The organism is Curtobacterium sp. MCLR17_040, assembly GCF_003234735.1.
Taxonomy (GTDB): Bacteria; Actinomycetota; Actinomycetes; order Actinomycetales; family Microbacteriaceae; genus Curtobacterium; species Curtobacterium flaccumfaciens.
This window is the reverse complement of record NZ_QKTE01000027.1, coordinates 1-21471: the sequence shown is the minus strand read 5'-3', so window position 1 is coordinate 21471 and position 21471 is coordinate 1. Positions and strand designations below refer to the sequence as shown.

The following is a 21471-nucleotide window of genomic DNA, read 5'->3' as shown; positions in this document are numbered from 1 at the left end:
ACCGACCCCATGGGGCAGGTCGATCCGGGTCGTCACCGGCACACGGCTGCCGGTACGGTCATCGCATGGGACTTCCGTGGAAGCTGCACGGCGACGGCAAGACCGTCTCCGCGACGACGATCGTGGCACCCGACGAACGGCTCACCTGGCCCCGGACGATCGGCCTCGGCGTGCAGCACGTCGTCGCGATGTTCGGCGCCACGTTCCTGGTGCCCCTGATCACCGGGTTCCCGCCGTCGACGACGCTGCTGTTCAGCGGCATCGGCACGATCCTGTTCCTGCTCATCACGGGCAACCGCCTGCCGAGCTACCTCGGCTCGTCGTTCGCCTTCATCGCCCCGATCGGTGCGGCGACCAAGATCGGCGGCATCCCGCTCGCCCTGTCCGGCATCATCGTCGTCGGTGCGCTGCTCGCGATCGTCGGGCTCGTCGTGCACCTGGCCGGCGCCGGGTGGATCGACCGGCTGATGCCCCCGGTGGTCTCCGGCGCGATCGTCGCCCTGATCGGCTTCAACCTGGCGCCGTCGGCCCGGGACAACTTCACGGAAGCCCCGGTCATCGCGGTCATCACCCTCGCGACGATCATCCTGGTCACGGTCCTGTTCAGGGGCCTGATCGGCCGCCTGTCGATCGTCATCGGCGTGCTCGTCGGGTACGTCGCCGCGCTCATCGGCGGTCAGGTCGACTTCTCGAAGGTCGGCGACAAGCCGTGGATCGGTCTGCCGGACTTCACCGCTCCCGCGTTCGACCCGTCGCAGCTCCCGATCTACCTGGCGTTCGTGCCGGTCGTCCTGGCGCTGGTCGCCGAGAACGTCGGCCACGTCAAGGGCGTCGGGCAGCTGACCGGCCGTGACCTCACGCCGCTCACCGGTCGCGCGCTCTTCGCCGACGGCATCTCGACCGTCCTGGCCGGCGTCGGTGGCGGCTCCGCCACGACCACCTACGGCGAGAACATCGGCGTCATGGCCGCCACCCGCGTCTTCTCGACCGCCGCCTACTGGGTCGCCGCGATCGCGGCCGTCCTGCTCGGCCTGTCGCCGAGGATCGGCGCCGTCATCTCCTCGGTGCCCGCGGGCGTGCTCGGCGGCGCGACCACCGCGCTCTACGGCCTGATCGGCATCATCGGCATCCGGATCTGGGTCGAGAACCGCGTCGACTTCTCGAAGCCGAAGAACCAGCTGACCGCCGGCATCGCCCTGATCATCGGCATCGCGAACTTCACGTTCACGTTCGGCCAGGCGAGCTTCGGCGGCATCATCGTCGGCACGATCGCCGCGATCGTCGTCTACCACGTGATGGACGTCATCGGCCGGGCCCGCGGCACCGACGAGCCCTCGACCGAGGCCGCCGACCCCGCACACGCCGCCACCGGTGCCGTCCCCGCGGAACCGCGCGCCGACTGACGCGAGTGGTCGGCCGGAACGCGCGTCCGGCCTGACGACGTGGGACCACCGGACTGGAGGCCCGTGGCGGGCACGGCCACGGGCCTCCAGTCCGTCACGGCGCACGTCGACGACGTGGGCCGATGTGCTGAAATCGCACGATGAGCACGCACCTCGAGCGCACGCGCACCTTCACCGCGATGCACGTCCCCGGCGCACCGGTCGTCCTGCCGAACGTGTGGGATGTCGCGTCCGCACGCATCGTCCTCTCGGCCGGAGCGCGTGCGACCGCGACGACGAGCGCCGGCGTCGCCTGGTAACGCGGTCACCGGGACGGCAACGATGTGACCCGGGACGGCGCGCTGGACGCCGTGCGGCCGATCGCGGCGGCAGTCGACGTCCCGTTCACCGCCGACATCGAGCGCGGGTACGGCGAGACACCGGGCGACGTCGCCTCGACCGTGTCCGCGTTCCTCGGGCTCGGCGTCTCCGGCGTGAACATCGAGGATTCTCTCCGTCCGGTGGCGGAACAGGAGGACCGCATCCGCGCAGCCCGCCAGGCTGCGGATGCCGCCGGCATCCCACTCTTCGTCAACGCTCGGATCGACACGCACCTGCTGGGCGCGCCCGGCAGCGACGCCTGGGCGGAGGAGACGCTCACCCGTGCTACCGCCTACGCCAGGGCCGGCGCCAGTGGCGTCTTCGTGCTCGGAGCGCTGTCGGCCGCCACGATCTCGATGCTCGTGGACGCGATCGAGCTGCCCCTCAACGTCGCGTTCGGGCCCGGGACCCTGTCGGTCGGTGACCTCGCACGGGCGGGGGCGAGCCGGGTCAGCGCGGGATCGGCCATCGCCGAAGCCGCGTACAGCGTCGCCGGCGACTGGGCTGCACAGATGTTCGGTGCGCCGGGTGCTGTCGTCTCGGTACCGCCGACGCTCGGCTGGGCCGCGCTCAACGAGGTCGTCCGCGACTGAACCCCGGAACCGGTGCCGGGCGTCTGGAAGCGCAGGTTCCGTCCGCCGGGTCCTCCTCGAGGAGGAGGTTCGCCGACGTCACACCTCGTGATCGGGGAGGACGCGGCGGTGTGGTCACGCTCCCTACCGTTGTCTCGTCGGGATGCACCCGACGTGGTGGAGGGTGATGATGACGATGACGAACACGCCGGCAACTGTGGATCGCCGTGGGGTGGTGTGGTTCACGGTGGCGGGAGCGCTGACGATCGCAGTGGTCGTCTGGCCGGCGGCGATCGCCGGTTGGGCCTCGGGGACGCACCTGTCCGTCGCGGCGCTTCCCGGAGCCGTGGCCTCGGGGTTCGCGCAGTGGGTGGGGTCCGGGCGGACGTCGAGCTCGCCGTTGGCCGCGGCGGTGTCGTACTGGGCCGTGTTCCACATCGTGAAGGCGATCGTCGCGGTCGCCCTGCTGGTCGTCTTGGTCCCGGTCGGGCAACGCGTCTGGACGGCGTACGCACGGGCACGATCGCGGGGGCGTCGCATCATTCTGTTCCTGGTCGGCGTCCTGGGGGCTCCGATCGCCCCGCTCGTGCTGCTCGTCGTGATGGCGAACGTGCAGGGTGCGGTGGCGCCGCTGTCATCGGTGCTGAACTTCCTGCCGATGGACGGCGCCTCGGTGCTCCAGGTCCGCGGTGAGCTCGCGTCCGGGACGATGACCCCGCCGTTGGCCGCGCTCATCGATGACTTCCGCCGCTACCACGCAGCGCTCGTCGTGACCGCGGTTGCCGCGATCATCGTGGTCGTCGCCGGGACAGCGGCGATCTGGGTGCAGCGGGCCCGGACCCCGAAGGCCGATCGGCGTCTCCGCCGGGTGCTCGCAGGCGGTGGGATCCTGCTCCCCGGGATGCTGCTGTTCCTCGGGATCGTGCTCCTGGCGAACCTGTCGACCGTCGCGGACACGGCACCCGCCCTGGCCGCGTTCTTCGACGGCAGCGGGATGTGATGGTCCTCGGTCACGACCGCACGGTGCGGCGGTGGTGGCGGGCGCACCCGATCGTCGCGGATGCCGTCGCCGCCGGTGCCCTCGCCGTCGCGGTGACACCGCAGCTGGTCTTCCACGCCCGGGCCGGTGACCCGCTGCTCGTGGCGTACGTCACGCTGTCGCTGGCGATGATCGCGCCACTGAGTGTGCGTCGACGATGGCCGATGGCTGTCTTCTTCGGCATCAGCGTCGTCGCTGCCGTGCAGTGGTCGATCGGGGTGCAGCTCGCTGCGGACGTGAGCGTGCTAGTAGCGCTGGCGACGCTCGCCGCCCACCGCCCGGTGCGGGACACCGCGGTCGCGGTCGCGATCGCCGAGGTGGGTGCGGTGGCCGCGTCCGTCACGTGGCCGCACGGGCTCCACGTCACCGAGATGCTGACCGTCCTCACCGTGTTCGTCCTCGCGGCGACCGCGAGCGGTGCCTCGGTCCGCAACCACCGCCGCGTGGTCGCGGTCCTGCAGGAGCAGAGCGCTCGGGCGCAGCGTGAACGTGAACAGCAGACGCTGCTCGCGGTCGCCGACGAGCGCAACCGGATCGCGCGGGACATGCACGACGTCATCGCCCACGGCCTCGCCGTGATCGTCACCCTCGCGGCGGCCAGCACCGGCAGGGCGACTCGGCAACCGGAGCGCGTGGACGAGGCCGTCGAGTTGATCGAACGCACTGCCCGCACGGCTCTCGCCGACACCCGTCACGCGGTGGGGACGATCCGAGCGAACGATGGGCTGTTGCCCACGCCGAGCATCGACGGGCTACCGGCGCTGCTCGAACTCGTCACCGCGGCCGGCCTGCGCGCCACACTGCAGACCGACGGCGCCGTCGACCGAATTCCGGCAGCGATCGGGGTCGCCGTGTACCGGGTGACCCAAGAGGCCATCACGAACACCCTCAAGCACGCGAGTGCGACCACGTTCACCGTGAACATCACGGCCTCGCGAGACGAGCTCGTCCTCAGCATCGAGGACGACGGCACCGGAGGCACGCACGAGACCCGAGCCGGAGGCTTCGGGCTGGTCGGGATGGAAGAACGCATCACCCAGCTCGGCGGCATCCTCGATGCGGGACCCGATGGCACCCGGGGATGGCGGATCGCTGCTTCGATCCCCCTCGCCGTCCAGCCAGGAAGAGCACGAGCATGACCATCCGCGTGCTCTTGGTCGACGACCAGGCCCTCATCCGGATGGGGTTCCGGCTCATCCTCGACGACATAGAGGACATCACGGTCGTCGGCGAGGCCCCGGACGGGCGGAGCGCCATCCGTCAGGCGAACGCACTTCGCCCCGACGTGATCCTCCTCGACATCCGGATGCCCGGCATGGACGGCCTCGAAGCCACCGGACGACTCCTCACCGATGACCCCGACGCGAAGATCCTGATCCTCACAACCTTCGACCTCGACGAGTACGCCTACCGGGCGCTCCGTGCCGGTGCCAGCGGATTCCTGTTGAAGGACGCGCCGGTCGCCGAGCTCCTCGCGGGCGTCCGCGCCGTCGCTGCCGGCCATGCCGTGACCACGCCCCGCATCACGAGGCTCTTGCTCGACCGCTTCGCACCGCAACTCCCCACCGGGCCGCTGCAGGCACCCGACGGGCGCGCACTCCCGAACCTCACCCAGCGGGAGAACGAGGTGCTCCTCCTCGTCGCGAAGGGCCAGTCGAATGCCGAGATCGCCGCAGCGCTCGGCATCGGCGAGGTCACTGTCAAGACCCACGTCGCCGGAGTCCTCACCAAGCTCGGCCTCCGCAACCGCATCGCCGCAGCGATCTACGCCCACGAACGCCACCTCACCTGAACCTGATCGCCAGCGAGGCGCGCATCGTCCGACACACTCAGGCCAGTGGTCGGGACGCCTGCTCAGCCGAGGCCGAGGCAGAACGCCATGACGGCTTGCTGCACCGGCAGGAGTCCGGCCTTGAAGTCGTGTCCGACGAATGCGGCGTGTTCGACGGCGTCGACACTGACCTCACGGCCGCGCAGGAACGGCGGGCACGGGTTGAAGCGGACTCCCGGTGGCGCGAGGTCGAGGAGAGCCGCCGTGATCCGGTACTGCTCGAGAGCGTCAGTGTGCGCACCGGGACCGTCGGTGAGGACCACGTCCGCTGATCGAACAGCTGCCTCGAGGTCGTCGGTCCACGCAACCCCCGGGGTTGCGAGTTCGGCCGGGCAGCACTGGATCAGGTCGAGCTGCAAGACGCGAGCGGCTTCCTGCCACGCCCTGGCGATGTTGCTGTCCGCGCCCACGAAGAGGAAGCGCATCGCGGTGATGTCGCCCCGCTGCTGCAAGGCGTGGAGGTCGGACAGCACCTCGCACGGATGGTTGTCGTCCGTCATCGCGTTCACGACTGGCAGCGCGTGAGCCGCAGCCAAGGCGTCGACCACGGCGAGGTCCTGGTGGCGCACCACGACGATGTCGACCCAGTTCTCGAGGTAGCGAGCGACATCTGACAGCGCCTCCGGCTTGTCGAGTGTCGTGTCCGGGAACACGATCGGTTCGAGCCCCATGAGCGAAGCGCCCCGCTCGAACGTGGCCCTGGTGCGCAGACTCGTCGGCGGGAAGAACATGACCGCCGCGCCCTCCGTCACGGGCCCCCGGCCCGCACGGAATGCGTCAGCCAGGTCGAAGACCGCATCGACGTCAGATGCAGACCAGTCATCGAGCCTGACGAGAGAACGCATCCGAAGAGCGTAAGGGCCGGGACACCGAGCCATCCAGAAAGACCGGCCAAGTCGACGATGGCGACCATCACCGGGTGTGCGGACGACGCCCGTACCGCATCCCCGCGAGAATGGCCCGGTGCCCCGAACGATGACAGCCGCAGTGATTGCCGAACGGCGCGCGGTCGACCGCGACATCGTGCGGCTGGCGGTGCCGGCGCTCGGCGCACTCGTGGTCGAGCCGCTGTTCCTGCTGACCGACACCGCGCTCGTCGGGCACCTCGGGGCGACGCCGCTGGCGGCCGTCGGGCTCGCGAGTGCCGTGCTGTCGACGGTGACCGGGCTGCTGGTGTTCCTGGCGTACTCGACGACCCCGGCCGTGGCACGGGCGCTCGGCGGTGGCGACCGTCGCGGAGCCGTGCACGCGGGCATCGACGGCATGTGGCTCGCGCTCGTGCTGGGAGTGGTGCTGGCGCTGGTCGGGTGGCCGCTCGCCGGACCGCTCGTCGACCTGTTCGGCGCCTCCGCCGAGGTGTCGGCGGCGGCGACCGCGTACCTGACCATCTCGCTCATCGGGCTGCCCGGCATCCTGGTGGTGACCGCCTCGACCGGACTGCTGCGTGGGCTGCAGGACACGAAGACCCCGCTCGTCGTCGCGACCATCGGGTTCGTCGCGAACGGGCTGCTCAACGCCGTCCTGATCTACGGCGCGGGCTGGGGCGTCGAGGGATCCGCCGCCGGCACCGTCATCGTGCAGTGGGCGATGGCCGTCGTCTACGTGCGCATCGCGGTGCGGGCTGCCCGGTCGTCGGGGGCGCCGCTGCGACCCGGCGCCTCCGGCGTCGCCCGGGCCCTGCGGTCGGGGGCATGGCTGTTCCTGCGGACCGCGTCGCTGCGGATCGCGATGCTCGCGACCGTCGGGGCCGCTGCCGGGCTGGGGACCACCGGGCTGGCGACGACGCAGGTCGGGCTGACCGTCTTCTCGACGCTGGCGTTCGCGCTCGACGCCCTGGCGATCGCCGGGCAGGCGCTCGTCGGGCACGGGCTCGGCGGACGTGACGCGGAGCGGGTGCGACTGGTGACGCGACGGCTCGTGCTGCTCGGGATCGCCGGCGGTGTGCTGCTCGGGGTGCTGACCCTGGCCGTGAGCGGCGTGCTCGGGCCGGTGTTCTCGGACTCGCAGGCGGTGCGGGACGCGCTGCCCGTCGTGCTGGTGCTCATCGCGGTCGGGATGCCCGTCGCCGGGTACGTCTTCGTGCTCGACGGGGTGCTGATCGGTGCCGGGGACGCGCGGTACCTGGCCATCGCCGGAGGCCTGAACCTCGTCGTGTACCTGCCGCTGCTCTGGTGGGCCGGCGGGACGCTCGCGGGGCTGTGGGCGGCCTTCGCCCTCGGGTACATCGGGGTCCGGGCGGTGACGCTCGGGGTGCGGGCGCACCGGCGCGGCTGGGTGGAACAGGCGTTGGCGCGGTGAGCGGGGCGTCTCCTTCTGGGCCTCGTTCTTCTGCCTCGTCTGCTGAGCCTGCGGGCCCGTCGTCTTCGGTGGCTTCGTCCGCCGTGCTCGCCACGGTCGGCATCGGGGTGCAGGGCATCGCGAAGCTGCTCGTGACCGTCGTCGTCGGGCGGGTGTTCGGCACCGAGACCCTCGGGCAGACCACCGCGCTGCTGTCGCTCTCGGTGTTCGTCGCCCTGCTCTGGCCGAACGCCGCAGGCAACACAGCGTCGCGGTTCCTGGCGATCGCGCTGCGGGGTCGACGCTCGGACGCCGCGGTGAACCGGCTGCTCGGGGTGTCCATGCTGGTGTCGAGCGTGGTGCTCGCGGCGGTCACCGTGCCGATCGCGCTGGCCTGGGGCAACGGCCCCGGGATGGTGCTCGGCGGTGCCGCGGTCGTCGTCGGCTACGGCCTCTACTGCTACGCCCGCGGCGCGCAGCTCGGCTACGACCGGGCGCCGCGGGTCGCGCTCTGGGACTCCTTGTCGAGCGTGCTGGCGCTCGGGTTGCTCGTGGTGGCGTGTGTCGCGCGGCTCGAGCCCTTCGTGCTGCTGCCCCTGGCCATCGGGTACACGGTGTTCGCGATCGCGTGCTGGCCGCGGGGCAACGGCTTCACGTCTGCTTCACGCGAACCCGCCACCGGGGTACTCGGGTTCGCAGCGTGGAACGTGCTGGCGGTGGTGACCTCGAACGGGTTGCTGCAGTTGACGATGATCTCGGCGCAGGTGACGTCGTCGGCGCACGACGCCGGCGTCTACGCCGCCGCCTTCACCCTGGCGACGCCAGCGTCGATGCTCGGGCAGGCGTTGGGGCAGGTGCTCGTCCCGGCGTTCGCGCACCGGACCGATGGTGGATCGTTGCGCTCCCGCGGCGCCCTGCTGCTCGTCGTCGGGTTCGCTGCCGCTTCCGCCGTCGTCTTCGGCCTGGTCGCCCTGCTCGCAGGATGGTTCCTGCCGATCGTCTACCCCGCCGAGGGTGCCGCTGCCGTCGCCGACCTGCGCTACCTGATGGTCGCGGTGTGGGTGTTCACCGTCGGGCTCGTGCCGGCGGCATTGCTGCTCGCCGCGGGACGCTCACGGCAGGTCGCCCTTGCTTCGGTCGCCGGGTTCGTCGTCGGGGCTGGGCTCATGGCGGTGCTCGGACCCATCGCAGGTGTCGCGGGTGGCACCACGGGGTTCTTGGTGGGAAGTGCGGTGAACCTGGTTGCGGTGGTGGTGCTCGGAGTGCGGCGGCGCTGAGTCATTACAAGTACATCGGCCGGAACCGCAGCTGCACATTTGGCAAAACGGCAGTCCCCGCGTGCGTTGCAACTCAGCCACAGCCGTTCACCAGACACATACATCGTGCCCGCTCGGTACTGCCTTCGCGGGCAAGATTACAAGGGCGTCGGTTCCGCTGGAAAGGCACCCCAGATATGCACCAACCTTGCGACCACTCTTCTGCGCCGCCCTCACTGGCGCGGAGACTATAACGACCGAGCTCGGCCGCGTACCTTCATCACCGCAGCTTGACCTGCACGACCTTTGCCCATTTCAGAACCGTAGCGAGGTCGGACGGGCGCAATAGCCGCATATGCGATATCTGATTGCGCACAGGCAACACCTCGTTTGCGAGCGTCTTCCAAAGTGGCCCCTCAAGGCCCAAGTCGCCAATCTCGCCGCGACCACGAGTTTCAAGCAACTCGCCCATTGTGAGCCACTCGAGGGGATCACGGATCTGCGAGACGCTGGAAGCCGCGGCGTAAGCAGACGCCTTTGCCCGCCCCTCCACCTTCTCTTTCAGATCGCCCGCCAGCACTTGTCGACGCCATCCTGGACCCCAAAGCTCCATCGCTCTGATACGAAGCGCACGCCTTACCGATCTCTCGATGCTCCAAAGACCCGCAAACACTGCAGCCATTGCATCTTGCGTGTCAGTCTGCTCCGACAACACTTCACTCAGCGCGTCGCGCAGCTCACCTATCCGTAGCGGCATTGTCCATTCTGGACCGGAGCTCGTCATGCGAATAAGGGATGCCCCACGCAACGCCTCGACCTCTCGAGAAGTGAGCGTAGCGAACATATCCGCGGGATCGAGCACCGCCTCGAACAACGCGTGGTCTAGCGACGCACAGAGTTCGAGTCCCAGCTCCCGCAACGCAGCCTCAAGCACGGTCCGCAAAGGCGCGTGTCCATCGTTACATGCAGGCAGTACGAGTTCCGGAGCGGAGGCAGTCATTTCGAGCACTGGAGCAAGCGGGCCCGAGACGAACTTGGCGTCTTCGAAGAGGGAACTTCCAGGGACGGGCGGATACGCCACGCGAGGCGCAGCCGACACCAACACGATGCGTCCGCCAGCCTCCATGTCGCTCATTACTCGCTCCCTCAGCAGTCCTAGAGTCGGCGATCCAGCATCTCCCAACTCTCTAGGCTGTAGGCCTGTTACAAAGGTAGGCGTTTCGCCCCGAGACCCCGCGGGGAGTGCAATGTAGTCATCCATACTAAAGCAATTTTCTTGCTTTCGCACCGCGTCCATCAACGGAGTCTGCGTAGCGCCCAGTTGAACGAATATCAAACCGAACCGTCGCGCCTGCTGCAGAACTTTTTGTACCCACCTCGTCTTGTAATCCTCCTCTACCATTAGAGCAGATCCAGCAAGGAGTTCAGTTCGTAGTGATGTTCAACTTTGCGCACCAAGCCAAGATCTAACAGGTGCCGCAAAGCCTGAGGTTCCTCCTCCGCAAGCTGGAGGAACTCCTCTGGGTATTCACGAAGCACATCCAGAAGAACTGATTCCGTAGAATAGTACCTCGTCACATGTTGAACCATTTCCGATATGTGACCGCCGACCTGCGTCTTCCAATCCATCAGACGCGAGAGCACAAGCGGACGCGTGATGATTCGGCGGAAAACTTCGGTGGGCAGCGCTCCGACCACTTCGGAGGCGAAGTTCCGATAGAGGAAGGCGTGACCACCCGAAGCTTCGAACAACGCCTCGAGCGCCTTCTCTTCTATTTCGATTCCCATTTTCGCGCCAGTCGCAAGTGCGAGATCATCCGCTTCATCACGCGCGAACGGGCCGACATAGTAGGCTTTAGCCCACGAGAAGAGCGGATTTGGCCTCCCGTACAAACGTCCGCTCTCGATGATTGCACTTGTGAGCCCGGAAAGCATGAACGTGAAATTTGATGCTTCTTGCACCAGGCTGCGCAGGGACGCTAACAGTTGGGCAATGCGTGGCATATCGCCTTCGGCGATATCTACTTTATCCGCGGGAGTGAGGTACTCAATTTCATCAAGCATGATGAGTAGTTGAACGCCGTCGGGGGCGAGCCTGCGCAAGAGGGCCTGGAGCGCCGTCTTGAACTCGACAATTGACGGCGAAGTCGACAGCTCGGCGAGTTCTTTGGTGCGAAGTTTCCGCTCACGCAGTTCTTCGAGGCACCGGCGTCTCAGATCAGAAAGTATTTCTGACGTCGGGTCCTCCGGGGGAGACGGGAAGGCCTCAAGGTCAAGGAGGATGGGAATAACATTCTCTTGACGCATTTGATCAGCCAGCTCAAAAAGCACGCTGGTTTTGCCAGCCTTGCGTAGGCCAAAAACTCCCGCGACTCGTTGGCTGAGAATATCGTCACGAAGCGACTGCAACAACGTCTTCCGCCCGAAGAAGCGTGCACCCCTCACGGGCGTGGTCTCGTAGAACAGATCGCGGCTATAGACATAGTCACGAATCAGTCCGATGAAAGTCATCGCATTGGAATCCATGTCCTGAGACAAAGGAATTGCCCTCAAAGACGGGGTAGAGGACGACCAGTCGTCAAGTTTTGTTCGGAGCCGTGGGTCGGGGGCGCTGACGAAGATTATGTCGGGTGTAATCTTACGGTCCATCGTCTGAATCTCAGCGAGAGCCGCCTCATAGGTGCGCACTTGCAAGTCATGGTGAGGTGCATAGAAGATCAGGAGTTCTCGCGTGAGCCCAAACCCAGCCTCGATCGCACCGCTGAAACGGACAAGAGCGACGGCGCAATCGGCGAATTTCGGATTCTTCGATGGGCGGGCGAATACGATCTGCGAGCCGAGTTCGCGTAACGCCGTACGGTGCTTCTCGAACTCTGGAAACCGCCGGCCCAGTTCATCCATCTTCGCCAACAGATCGGGGTGGATCGGCTGTTTAACGGAACCCGCCCGCCATCCGACTTCTCGCGACGATGGAGTCATTTGTGCCGGCCGCGTGGCTAGAGCGGACCTTTCGTTGCTCGGAGCCTCCATCGCGGGCGCGTCAGTATCCTCTACCCCGAAGGCGCGAAGCGCTTTCCGGGCAACGGGTGGTTCCAAGCCGCTCGACGCACCTCGTACAAATTCGCCCTGGGCCTTTAGCCACTCGAGCACATCGCGCGAGGACACGTTGGCTCGTTGTGCTACTTCGTGCACTCGTAGTCTGGTCAAACTTCCCCCAAGTCTCGCGCCCGCCCAACGGCTCCACAGCGGCGCTGATGCTGATGTCGTCGAAACGGATCCTAGTTCCTGACTACCTCAGTCGGTAGTGGTAGACAAAAATTGGCCAGGGCATGCAAATACTGAGTCGTGCCGCAGGTATAGGCCTGATCCGTTTCGGTGAACGATAGGCCCGACATGCCAACTAGCAGCTCTCGGTTATGCCGACGCTGACCTCAAGGGTTGCGCGGCTCGGGCGGCTGCCCAGTCGTGTCCCCCACCCGCAACTCCGACGTGAACGACGCCGGCTGGGGTTCCGCACCCTCGAGCATGGCCAGGGCGGCACGAGCGGCGGCCTGGCCCTTCTGCACGAAGGGCTGCACCAGGGTGGTCAGGTGCCGGATCGGGGTGCGGTGGAGCAGGCTGTCGTCCACCGTGATGCCGTCGAAGCCGACGACGCTGACGTCCTCGGGCACGCGGAGTCCGGCATCGAGGGCGGCCGAGATCACCCCGACGGCGATCAGGTCACTCTGCGCGATGACGGCGGTGGGGCGGGGGCCGTCCGGCGCGAAGAGCTCGGTGCCGGCGAGACGCCCCTCTTCCACCGAGCTGCCGGCGGTCTCGATCGCGACGGCGTCCGGGTAGACCTGGCGCACACCACGCAGGCGTTCGAGTGTGGTGAAGGCGATGCCCTCGTCCTGCCGGGCCGTGTCGATCGGGCCACGGCGGCGTGCGGCGTCGAGCGGCAGCGTCACGACGGTCACGTCCTGGTGACCGAGCCCCTGCAGGTACTCTGCAGCACGGCGTGAGGCATCCCGGTTGTCGAGCTGGACGGGGACGGCTCCCTCGATCTCGTCCGCCTCGATCGCGACGACGGGGATCTGCCGACGGCGCAGGACGGCGACGGCCGGGTCGATCCGGACGTTGCACCCGACGAGCACCACGGCATCCATCGGGGCGTCGACCAACGGGCCGGCGCCCTGCTCGTCGTCGAGCGGACTCCGGACGAGCAGCAGTGAGGCACCGGCGGCACCGGCGACCTCGGCGATGCCGTCGAGCGTCAGGACGTTGACCGGGTCACGGAACGCATCGCTCAGGCGCTCGTCCATCACGACACCGATGACGCCGGAACGACCGCGGCGCAGGGAACGGGCACGGGGATCGGGGCCGCCGTAACCGAGGTCGGCGGCGGCGGCGAGGACGCGGGCCTTGGCGTCCTCGGACACCGGGCCGAGACCACTGAAGGCGAGCGAGGCCGTCGACGGCGCGACACCGGCAGCACGGGCGACCGCTGCCAGCGTCGGGCGCGACGAACGGGTGACGCCGCCGCGGGAAGGCGACGCGCCGGGTCCTGTTGCCGGTTCGTCCATCGCCCGTTAGCGTAGCCGGAACGAGCAGTCGAATCGATTCGACAGCCGCAAGACCAGCACCGACACGCACCAGAACGCGCAGCACCACGCGCGCCGCAGCACGATGGGAACCACCATGACGACGCCGTCCACCCGCACCGTCCCGACCACCAAGGCCTGGATCATCGCGGTGTTCGTGGTGTTCACCCTGTCCGGGCTCGACATCGCGACGTGGCTGGGACGGATCCCGAGCGTCCGCGACTCCCTCGGGGCGAGCACGTTCGAGATGGGCCTGCTCGTGCTCGGCATGGCCGTCGGCTCCATCGGCGGTCTGACCTTCGCCGGACACATCGTCGCGAAGCTCGGTGCGAGACGGGGCGTGCAGGTGGCTGCGGCGTGCCTGGCGGTCGGCATGATCTTCGCCGGCGTGGCGGTCACGCTCGGGTGGGGCTTCGCCGCCATCTGGATCGCGCTCATCGCGTTCGGCTTCGGCAACGGCCTGTGCGACGTGTCGATGAACGTCTCCGGCGCCGCCGCCGAGAAGGCCGGCGGGCGCACGATCATGCCGCTGTTCCACGCCGCGTTCAGCCTCGGCACACTCGCGGGCGCAGGCCTCGGCGCCCTGGCCGAGAAGCTCGAGATCCCGGTGTCGTGGCACTTCATCGTGCTCGTCCTCATCACGAGCGCCGCCATGCTCGTCGCCGTCACGAAGTTCCAGGACGAGCACCTCGTCGAGCAGCCGGTGTCGACTGACACCAGCCCGGTCGCGACCCCGCTCACCCGCTGGCAGGTCTGGGCACAGCCCTCCACGCTGCTCATCGGCGTGATCGTGCTCGGCATGGCGCTGGCCGAGGGGTCCGCGAACGACTGGCTGCCCCTCGCGATGATCGACGGCCACGGGCTCGACAACGCCGGCGGTGCCGCCGTGCTGACGGTGTTCCTCGCCGCGATGACCGCCGGCCGCGTCGCCGGCAGCCCGCTGATCGACAGGTTCGGCCGCGTGCCGATCCTGCGCATCAGCGCCGCCGTCGCGGTGGTCGGCCTCGGCATGCTCATCTTCATCGACAACGTGCCGCTCGCGATCGTGGGCGTCGTGCTCTGGGGCCTCGGTGCCAGCCTCGGCTTCCCGATGGGCATGTCCGCCGCGGCCGACGACCCCCGCACCGCCGCTGCCAAGGTCAGCGCCGTCGCGACGATCGGCTACGTGGCGTTCCTGGCCGGGCCGCCGCTCATCGGGTTCCTCGGTGAGGAGATCGGCCTGCTCGGCGCGCTGCTGATCGTCTTCGTGTTCATCATCGCGGCCGGCCTGGCCTCGGGTGCAGCGCGCGAGACCGGTGCCGCCGCCCGGCCCGCCCGCGGGACCGACAAGACGAGCGGGACCACGAAGCGGGAGACCGAGCACGAGCACGACACCGCGACCAGCGAGACCGAGCGAGCCAGCGACCGCAGCTGACGCAACGAGCCCTCAGCCGCCGTCGCCGGCCCGCGCCCGCGTCGCCAGGTGCAGGGCGAGCCGGGTCTCCGGGTCGGACAGGTCGACCCCGAGCAGCCGCTCCACCCGCGCGATGCGGTCGGACACGGTGTTTCGGTGCACCCCGAGCACCGCGGCGGTCTCGGCGATCGACGACTCCGCGTCCAGGTAGGCGGCGAGCGTCGTCAGGAGCGCCCCGCCACCGCGTTCGAGCGGTGCGAGCAACTGCCGTGAGGCCGGCAGGAACGTGTCCGTCTGCGTCCACGCGAGCAGCAGCTGCGCGAGCCCGAGCCGGTCGACGTGCACGAAGTGCCCGGACTCCGGACGGCTGGCGGCCAGGCGGGCGGCGTCGCCGGCCTCGCCGAGCGTCCGGACCAGCCCGGCAGGGCCCGCCTGCAGACTGCCGACGCCCACGTTGGTCTCCACGGTGGTGCGGAGCGTGTTCTGCGCGCGCCGCAGCCGACCCGCGATGTCGGCCACTGCCTCCCGTCCGGGTTCGTCGGGTTCCGACAGCCACAGCACCCAGCCGTCCGCCTGTTCGACGACGACCGCGTCGAGTCCCTCGGCGCGCACCGCGGCGTCGACCTGCTGGCGGAGCGCGACCAGGTCGACGCCCTGCCGCGCGACCACGCGCGCTCCGACGTGCCAGGCGTCCAGCCGCCACCCGGCGGCGATGGTCCGCTGCACGAGCTGCGGGGCCGGTGCCCCGTCGGCCGCGCGGAGTTCGTCGAGCATCGCCATCCGGTAGCGGGCGTCGCGCTCGTCGTCGAGCCGGGTGAGCAGCAGCCGGTGCCCGACGGCGACGGCTGCCACCTGCAGCGCACTCGCGACCACCTGCTGTTCGGCGGCGATCGGGACGGGCAGGCCGACGGCCAGCCAGGCGCGCGGTCCGATGCCGGTGCCGACCGGGATCGCCACGAGCGTCTCGTCAACGCCCTCGGCGGTCAGCACGTCGCTGGTGCCGGCGCGGCGGACGAGCACGGCGCGGGCCGCGTCGTCGACGGCGGCTCCGCGGAGTGCCAGGCCCGAGGCGTCGAGGAACCGCACCGGGTGGCCGAGCGACCGGTCGAGCCGGGCGAACAGGTCGTCGAGTTCGGGGCCGGCGTCGAGGGCGACGCGGGAGGCGTCGAGGGCGGCCCGGGCCGCCGGGCCCATCCCGGTGCCGATGAGTTCGTGCAGGCGGACCGAGGTCGCCCACGGGTCCGGGGTGGCGAGCACGGCGACGCCGAGCCGGTCGGCGAGCGTCGTGGTGCCGGGGCCGAGTTCCAGTGCCCCGTCGACGACGAGCAGGGTGGTGCCGGCCGCGGACGCCCGGCGCAGCAGGACGTCGAAGCGTGAGTCCGCGCGGTCGACGGGGGTGAGCAGCACGACGACGTCGTCGCCCTGTGACAGGGACCGGCCGACCTGGTCGGGGGTCCCCACGACCCCGCGGACGCTCCGGACCGCGGTGCTGCCGGGGCCGACGAGCAGGCGGGTGCCGGGCGGCAGGAGCGGGAGCAGGTCGCCGACGGCGTTCACGCGAGCACCTGGCCCACGGCCTCGGGCACGACGTCCGCGTCGATCCCGAACGCCCGCGGTCCCATGCGCGCGGTGCGGTCGGGGTCCGTCCACCACCACGGCGCCGACGGCAGCACGAGCACCGCGAGCTCGTTGCCGACCCGCGTGCGGTCGGTCGCCACCGGCGCGAGCGAGCGCGCGTCGACGACGGTGATGACGCTCGGGGTGCTGGCGACCGGCAGGCCGTCGACCAGGCAGTGCACGTACTCGCTGCCCGCCTCGACACGGGCGACAGCACCGGTGCCGGCGTCGCGGATGGCCAGGCTGCTGCGCACGAACGCGAGCGCGTCCCCCTCGCGTTGGACGTCGATGACCCGGCCCTGCGCGACGACGCGGCCGCCGATGAGCGCGGCGAGTTCCGCCGCGTCGCGTGCACCGCCCGCGGCACGTCCGATCCGGAGGGCGCGCTGCACGCTGCCGACGACGGCCCGCTCGCGCAGCAGCGCGACCGGGACCGGGCCGATCGCGAAGGCCGCCCAGCCGCCGCTGTGCGAGACGGCCTCGCGCCAGACCGTCTCGACGTCGTGGGGGTGCCGGGCGTCGACGACGATCCGCAGCCCGCTCGTGGTGGCCGCGGCGGCCGTGACCGTCGTGGTCGGGCCGACGAAGACCGACAGCTGGTCGATGCGCGGGACCGCGCGGCCGACCAGGTCCGCGTCGACGAGCGGCAGTCCGGCGGCGTGCGCGGTGAGGGCCGCGGCCGGTCCGGTCACGCCGCCGATCTGCGCGGCGACGACGGCGTCGGCACGGGTGCCCGTCCAGCGTTCGACCGCCGCGAGCGCGGCCGGCAGCTCCTCGCCGCTCGGCATCTTCTCCTCGAGCACGGTCGTCGACCCGATCAGCCCGACGGCCACCACCGAGCCGAGCGCGGGGTCGTCGAGGTCGACGACCGGCACGCTGCGGTCGCCGAGCGCGAAGCGGAGCGCGCTGACCATGTGGTCGACGCGGCCGCCACCGCCGCAGCCGAGCAGGGCGGTGCCGCGTCCGAAGACGGTCGCGTCGTCGGCCTGGAGGCCCGCCACACCGCCGCCCCGCCGCTCACCCTGGTCCATGGGTCCATTCTGCTGCCGTGGTCGCGTCCCGGGGCCGGAGCCCGGGGCCGGGCCCGGGGTCGGGTGCCTGGGCCGGGCGCCGGGGTCGGCGCGCGGACGTTCGTCAGCCGACCGCCGGGGCGGTCGGGCGGACGTGCTCGTGCAGGTCCTCGACCGGGACGAACGGCTCGTCGAGCCCGAAGCACGACGGCCCGAACACGGCGAGCGCCTCCGGGGTCCGCATCAGGTCGGGGGTCGAGATGCCGATCACCCGGACGCGCTGCCCGAACCGCAGGCGTTCGGTGGTGATCGGCTCGGCGGTCTCGGCGTCGAGGACGCAGATCAGGTCGGGCACGACGGCGACGAGCTGCCCGTCACGCCGGGCGACCAGGTTCTCGTTCTGGAACCGGAGCTCGAGCTCGGAGCCGTCGGTCCCCTGCACGGTGGCACGACCGCGGGCGAACCCGTCGACCGTGCGGCGCTCGACGTCGACGACCTTGCCGTCGAACAGCTCGCGCAGGTGCGTGTAGATCGTCGTGCCGAGGGCTTCGGCGAGCGCGTCGATGGGGTCGCGGTGGGCTTCGCGGGCGACTCGGATGGCCCGACCGACGGCGAGTGCCAGGGAGAGCGTGCGTGGGACGGCGGTCTCCCGCACCTGGCGGCCGGACATCGCGTACTCGGCGATGTAGGCGACGCCGCCGAGCCGGATGGTGACCCCGCGGGCGAGCCATTCCATCTTCTTGTTGTCCGTGCCGGTCTCGATGATGACGCCGTGGCCGTTCTCGTCGCTGATCGCCAGCGGACTGCCGGGGACGCCGTAGACCGAGAACGTCTCCATCTGCAGCTCGGGGAACGCGCGGCCCATGCCGTCCGCGTCGACCACGGGCAGGCCACCGGTGGCACCGACGAGCAGCGGGATCATCGAGTTGATGCCGCCGCACTCGATGGGCATCGTCGCGGTCGCCGTCCGGCCCAGGTGGGCTTCGAGCCGACGGAGGGCGCCGAGGGGTTCCGGTCCGGCCGGGATGCGTTCGAGCACCACGGTCGGGGCGCCCATCTGCGCGGTGGGGATGACGAGGGCGTCGTCGGGCACCTCGGACGGGTCGAGGATCGTGACGGGGCCGTGCTGTTCGATCGCAGCACGGACCAGGAGCATCCCGATGGTGGGGTCGCCCCCGCCGCCGGTGCCGAGCAGCGCGGCGCCGCGGGCCAGGTCGGGCAGGTCGTCGACGTCGAGGATCCAGCTCATCGGTGCGCTCCCGTGTTCGTCTCGCCCGCGCTCGTGGTGCCGTCGTGGCGGACCGCGGGGGTGTCGTAGCCGAAGTACCGCGGGCCGGCCAGGCGCAGGCCGTCCGGGGAGTGCCAGCGCTCGTCGGCCGGTGCCGTGACGATCCGGATGCGGGCGCCGAAGCGCAGGGCCTCGGTGGTGATCGGCTCGCCGGTCTCGGCGTCCAACGTGATGATGAGGTCGGGAGCCGTGGTGCGGACCTGGCCGGCCACCTCGACCAGCAGGTGCTCGTTCTGGAACCGGAGCACCGCCTCCAGGCCGGCGTCGCTGCCGGAACCGGCGATGCGGGCCGTGCCACGGGCGAACCCGGTGACGGTCTTGCGCTCGATGTCGGCGACCTTGCCCTCGAACACGACCGTGCCGCCGAGCACCTCGGTGACCGCCGCGACGGGGTCCGCGTTCTCGCTGCGTGCGCGGACCAGCGTCTCGCCGAGCCGGACGCTCAGCGACAGGCTGCCGCGGACGAACGACTCCTTCACCTGTGCGCCGGACATGGCGTACTGCGCCGTGATCGCGGAGCAGCCCATCTCGACCGTCGCCGTGCGGGCGAGCCGTTCCGCCCACCGGTTGTCCACCGTGTCGAAGACCACGGTGTTGCCCTTCTCGTCGGCCAGAGCCATCGGTGTCGCGCTGACCCCGGACAGGGTCGGCAGCACCATCTGCACCTCGGGGAAGGCGCGGCCCATGCCGTCGCCGTCGACCAGGGGCAGGCCGAGCTCGGCCGCGGCGACGATCGGGGTCGTCGAGTTCACGCCGCCGACCTCGATGCAGGCCAGGTGGGTCGGGGTCACGTTGAGGAACGCCGACAGGCTGCGGATGGCCTCGGCGAACTGGCCGGCGGACGGCAGCTTCTCGACCATCACCGTGGGAGCGCCGATCATCGCGACCGAGAGCACCACGGCGTCGTCGGGAAGGTCCTCGACCTGGACGATCTCGACCGGGCCGTGGGCGCGGACGGCGGCCTCGGCGAGCAGGCGGCCGATGTAGGGGTCACCGCCGCCGCCGGTGCCGAGGATCGCGGCGCCACGGGCGAGGGCGGAGCAGTCGGCGCCGATGGCGGTGAGGAGGGGTGCTGCGGGGGCGGCGTGCGCGGCTGCGGCTTGCGCGGCTGCGGCGCGGGGCGCGGCTTGCGTGGCGCTCATCGGACCAGCGCCCCGAGTGCCAGGTCGCCGACGGCCTTGGCGCGGATCCGCGTCGCGTTGCCCGGCAGGTACGGGATCGGGACCTCGTCGAAGTCGACGATGTCCACCGAGCCGGGGTCGGCGCCGGCCGCGATGGCACGGTCGACGGCCTCTTGCCGGGCCTCGTCGACCACGGCGGACCGGCGGCCGTCGCTGATCGCGTAGACCTTGTCGACCTCGCCGCTGACCTGCGCGATCGCCGCACCGATGGCGTTCGCGACCGAGTAGTGCTCCGGGCGGTGCACGGTGCCGAGTCCGGGCAGGGTGTCCGGCAGCAGCACCGAGCCGCCACCGACCGCCACGACGGGCAGCGGGTCGGACGAGGTGCGCATCCGCTCCACGATGTCGGCGACGCGCTCCGCGATGACGTCGAGCGCGCGGGCGGCGACCTCGGCCGGCACCCCGGCGACGAGCGACGGGTCCCCGATCGCGCCACGGCCACCGCGGACGGCCACGTCGGTGGCGGTCAGGGTGGTGCCGCCGAAGACCAGGCCCTCCTCGGTCAGGCGGTACCCGACGGAGTCTGGCCCGACGACGCTGCCGTCCTCGCGGATGCGGGAGCCGCCGCCGATGCCGACGGACAGGACGTCGGGCATCCGGAAGTTCGTGCGGATGCCGGCGACGGCGACCTCGCCGGTGGCCTCACGCGGGAAGCCCGCGGTCAGGACGCCGACGTCGCTCGTCGTGCCGCCGACGTCGACGACCGCGCAGGTGTCGAAGCCGGACAGCACCGCTGCGCCACGCATCGAGTTGGTCGGGCCGGAGGCGAACGTCGCGACCGGGTAGCGGCGGGCGTACTCGACGTCCATCAGCGTGCCGTCGTTCTGGCTCAGGAAGAGCGGTGCGTCGATGCCGCTGCCCGTGACCGACCCGGACAGGCCGTCGACGATGCGGTCGGCGAGCTCGCGGAGCGCCGCGTTGATGATCGTCGCGTTCTCGCGCTCGAGCAGGCCGATCCGACCGATCTCGGACGACAGCGAGAACGCCACGTCCGGCCCGAGCTCGGCGGCCATGATCTCCTGCGCGCGCTGCTCGAACTCGTCGTTGATCGGCGAGAACACCGACGAGATCGCGACGGAGCGGATGCCCGCGGCGGCGATGGCACCGGCGTGCCGCTTGAGTTCCTCGGGGTCGAGCTCCGAGATGACGCGGCCGTCGAACTCGTGGCCGCCGTGGGCCAGGAACGGCTGCGCGTGCACGGCCGACACCAGGTGCCCGGGCCAGTCCGTGAACGGGGGCAGCGACGCCGTCGCCGGCAGGCCCAGGCGGACCGCGGCGGTGGGGGCGAGGCCGCGTGCCTCGACCAGGGCGTTGATGAAGTGGGTGGTGCCGATCATCACGCCGTCGATGTCCGTGGGGCCGAAGGCGTGCTGCTCGCGCAGGCCGTCGAGCGCGGCGACGATGCCCGAGGTGACGTCGGGGGTGGTGGACCGCTTGACCGCCGCACGGACGGTGCTGCCGTCCATCAGGACGGCGTCCGTGTTGGTGCCGCCGACGTCGATGCCGATGCGCATGGGGGTTCCCTTCGGTGGTGCGGGTGCGGGTGCGGTGGTGCTGGGTCGTGGGGTGGTGCTTGTTGCGGGGGGGACCGGCCGCGCCGTCGCGCGGATCAGGGGTGCGGCGACGCGACCGGCCGTTCGGGGAGCGCCCGGGTCTGTCTC

At 70.2% G+C, this 21471-nt stretch carries 16 protein-coding genes and 1 pseudogene; 8 read left to right on the top strand and 9 right to left on the bottom strand.

Features of this window, described 5'->3' with window-relative positions:
* Positions 1-65: 65 nt before the first annotated feature.
* From DEJ01_RS16645 to DEJ01_RS16625, 5 genes and pseudogenes are all read left to right on the top strand, one after another.
* Complete coding sequence (locus DEJ01_RS16645; protein ID WP_111093638.1) at positions 66-1403, top strand: uracil-xanthine permease family protein; 1338 nt, start codon at positions 66-68, stop codon at positions 1401-1403.
* Positions 1404-1543: 140 nt separating this feature from the next.
* A pseudogene (locus tag DEJ01_RS16640) lies at positions 1544-2356 on the top strand (isocitrate lyase/phosphoenolpyruvate mutase family protein).
* A 169-nt stretch (positions 2357-2525) separates the two neighbouring features.
* Positions 2526-3335 (top strand): hypothetical protein, encoded by an 810-nt coding sequence (locus DEJ01_RS16635; protein ID WP_146247655.1) that lies wholly within the window; start codon positions 2526-2528, stop codon positions 3333-3335.
* Complete coding sequence (locus tag DEJ01_RS16630) at positions 3335-4513, top strand: sensor histidine kinase (RefSeq protein ID WP_111093636.1); 1179 nt, start codon at positions 3335-3337, stop codon at positions 4511-4513. Before DEJ01_RS16635 ends, DEJ01_RS16630 begins: the two co-directional genes overlap by 1 nt.
* Positions 4510-5166 (top strand): response regulator transcription factor, encoded by a 657-nt coding sequence (locus DEJ01_RS16625; RefSeq protein ID WP_111093635.1) that lies wholly within the window; start codon positions 4510-4512, stop codon positions 5164-5166. The genes DEJ01_RS16630 and DEJ01_RS16625 overlap by 4 nt, the downstream gene beginning before the upstream one ends.
* Before the next feature lie 62 nt (positions 5167-5228).
* On the opposite strand, the gene DEJ01_RS16620 is transcribed toward DEJ01_RS16625, so the two are convergent.
* Positions 5229-6083 carry an ornithine carbamoyltransferase gene (locus DEJ01_RS16620; protein ID WP_111093634.1) on the bottom strand — a complete coding sequence of 285 codons (855 nt, stop codon included), beginning with the start codon at positions 6081-6083 and terminating at the stop codon, positions 5229-5231.
* A gap of 97 nt (positions 6084-6180) precedes the next feature.
* Between DEJ01_RS16620 and DEJ01_RS16615 the strand changes: the two genes are divergently transcribed.
* Both DEJ01_RS16615 and DEJ01_RS16610 read left to right on the top strand, forming a co-directional pair.
* Complete coding sequence (locus DEJ01_RS16615) at positions 6181-7503, top strand: MATE family efflux transporter (RefSeq protein WP_181438487.1); 1323 nt, start codon at positions 6181-6183, stop codon at positions 7501-7503.
* Between the two features lie 68 nt (positions 7504-7571).
* A complete protein-coding gene (locus tag DEJ01_RS16610; RefSeq protein WP_111093632.1) occupies positions 7572-8759 on the top strand; it encodes a lipopolysaccharide biosynthesis protein in 1188 nt (395 codons plus the stop codon).
* 259 nt (positions 8760-9018) lie between these two features.
* On the opposite strand, the gene DEJ01_RS17975 is transcribed toward DEJ01_RS16610, so the two are convergent.
* From DEJ01_RS17975 to DEJ01_RS16595, 3 genes are all read right to left on the bottom strand, one after another.
* A complete protein-coding gene (locus tag DEJ01_RS17975) occupies positions 9019-9873 on the bottom strand; it encodes a hypothetical protein (protein WP_146247654.1) in 855 nt (284 codons plus the stop codon).
* Between the two features lie 266 nt (positions 9874-10139).
* Complete coding sequence (locus DEJ01_RS16600; protein ID WP_258375745.1) at positions 10140-11930, bottom strand: ATP-binding protein; 1791 nt, start codon at positions 11928-11930, stop codon at positions 10140-10142.
* 239 nt (positions 11931-12169) lie between these two features.
* Positions 12170-13303 (bottom strand): substrate-binding domain-containing protein, encoded by a 1134-nt coding sequence (locus tag DEJ01_RS16595; RefSeq protein WP_111093629.1) that lies wholly within the window; start codon positions 13301-13303, stop codon positions 12170-12172.
* A gap of 115 nt (positions 13304-13418) precedes the next feature.
* Here DEJ01_RS16595 and DEJ01_RS16590 point away from each other — a divergent pair, with 115 nt between their 5' ends.
* Positions 13419-14735 (top strand): MFS transporter, encoded by a 1317-nt coding sequence (locus tag DEJ01_RS16590; RefSeq protein WP_111093628.1) that lies wholly within the window; start codon positions 13419-13421, stop codon positions 14733-14735.
* A 12-nt stretch (positions 14736-14747) separates the two neighbouring features.
* Here the strand turns inward: DEJ01_RS16590 and DEJ01_RS16585 are convergent, their stop codons facing one another.
* The 5 genes from DEJ01_RS16585 to DEJ01_RS16565 all read right to left on the bottom strand — a co-directional run bounded on the left by DEJ01_RS16585 (position 14748) and on the right by DEJ01_RS16565 (position 21324).
* A complete protein-coding gene (locus DEJ01_RS16585) occupies positions 14748-16271 on the bottom strand; it encodes a helix-turn-helix domain-containing protein (RefSeq protein WP_111093627.1) in 1524 nt (507 codons plus the stop codon).
* The gene (locus tag DEJ01_RS16580) at positions 16268-17362 is read right to left on the bottom strand and encodes a DUF917 domain-containing protein (RefSeq protein WP_111093626.1); all 1095 of its coding nucleotides are present in this window, start codon (positions 17360-17362) and stop codon (positions 16268-16270) included. The genes DEJ01_RS16585 and DEJ01_RS16580 overlap by 4 nt, the downstream gene beginning before the upstream one ends.
* A 103-nt stretch (positions 17363-17465) precedes the next feature.
* Positions 17466-18590: a DUF917 domain-containing protein gene (locus DEJ01_RS16575; protein ID WP_111093625.1), complete on the bottom strand. Its 1125-nt coding sequence runs from the start codon at positions 18588-18590 to the stop codon at positions 17466-17468.
* Positions 18587-19771 (bottom strand): DUF917 domain-containing protein, encoded by a 1185-nt coding sequence (locus DEJ01_RS16570; protein WP_258375744.1) that lies wholly within the window; start codon positions 19769-19771, stop codon positions 18587-18589. Before DEJ01_RS16570 ends, DEJ01_RS16575 begins: the two co-directional genes overlap by 4 nt.
* On the bottom strand, positions 19768-21324 hold the full coding sequence (locus tag DEJ01_RS16565; RefSeq protein ID WP_111028775.1) for a hydantoinase/oxoprolinase N-terminal domain-containing protein: 1557 nt from the start codon (positions 21322-21324) through the stop codon (positions 19768-19770). Before DEJ01_RS16565 ends, DEJ01_RS16570 begins: the two co-directional genes overlap by 4 nt.
* Between the last annotated feature and the right edge of the window lie 147 nt (positions 21325-21471).